Consider the following 490-nt stretch of genomic DNA (forward strand, 5'->3'; position numbering starts at 1 on the left):
ACAAGAATACCCAAGTTCCAGCGGTGCGCGTAGGCGTGGATCTCTCTAAGCGAGTCATCCAGGTGCATGCCGTTGACGGCGGTGGCCGCGTGCTGACGAGCCGGGCGCTGGCCCGCGACAAGTTCCTGGCTTGGTGTGCGCTGCTTCAGGCCGGCTGCATGGTGGTGACGGAGGTCAGCTCCAGCGCACACCACTGGGCCCGGGCCCTGCGTGCGATGGGGCTGGATGCCCGCATCATCTCGGCCCACCTGGCCGCCCCTATCGCGCCGAGGGCCACTGCGGCAAGAACGACGCCAACGACGCTGCGGCCATCTGCGAGGCGGCGAGCCGCCCCCACATGCGCTTTGTTCCGGTCAAGAGCGTCGAGCAGCAGAGCCTGCTGTGCGTGCATCGCCTGCGCGAAGGCCTCAAGGCGGACCGCACGGCCTGCATCAATCGCATCCGCGGCCTGCTGCTGGAGTTCGGCATCGCCGTGCCCCATGGATCCAGA

1 pseudogene is annotated in these 490 nt (G+C 68.0%); it reads left to right on the top strand.

The annotated features are described in order from the left end of the window. Positions 1 to 23: 23 nt before the first annotated feature. A pseudogene (locus tag LZ017_RS21825) lies at positions 24 to 490 on the top strand (IS110 family transposase); the annotation flags it as partial.

This window comes from Pelomonas sp. CA6 (assembly GCF_022549225.1).
In the GTDB taxonomy this organism is placed as follows: domain Bacteria; phylum Pseudomonadota; class Gammaproteobacteria; order Burkholderiales; family Burkholderiaceae_C; genus Roseateles.